Source organism: Acinetobacter legionensis (genome assembly GCF_048552295.1).
Lineage (GTDB): Bacteria > Pseudomonadota > Gammaproteobacteria > Pseudomonadales > Moraxellaceae > Acinetobacter.
Window position 1 is genome coordinate 1 of record NZ_JBIMCW010000079.1, and the last position, 470, is coordinate 470.

1 protein-coding gene is annotated in these 470 nt (G+C 44.0%); it reads right to left on the minus strand.

All coding sequences use genetic code 11. The annotated features are described in order from the left end of the window. The coding region (locus ACG916_RS21530; RefSeq protein WP_419329365.1) for an NAD(P)/FAD-dependent oxidoreductase at positions 1 to 470 on the minus strand (470 nt) is incomplete at both ends.

Here is a 470-nt window from a genome sequence, read left to right on the forward strand (position 1 = left end):
TCAGTATATGCAGTCAATTCTTTAGCAAAGAAGTCTTCGCCTTCAGCGACACGCGCAACCGCTAAATCGCCACCTTTCTCATGACCTGCTTGGATTGCTTCAAATACAGCTTCACCACACAACATACCCGATTTCATCGCAGTATGAGAGCCTTTGATTTTAGCAAAGTTTAAGAAACCTGCATCATCACCAATTAAGCAACCGCCTGGGAAGGTCAGTTTAGGTAGCGAGTTTAGACCACCTTTAACAACTGCACGTGCGCCATAAGAAATACGCTTACCACCTTCAAGATATTGCTTAATCAGTGGATGTGTTTTCCAACGCTGCATTTCAGCAAAAGGATACATGTGTGGATTTTCATAAGATAAATCGACAATCATACCCAAGGTCACTTGGTTGTTTTCAGCGTGATATAACCACCAGCCGCCTGAAGAACCTGTTTCTGCCAAAGGCCAGCCTGAACCATGCAT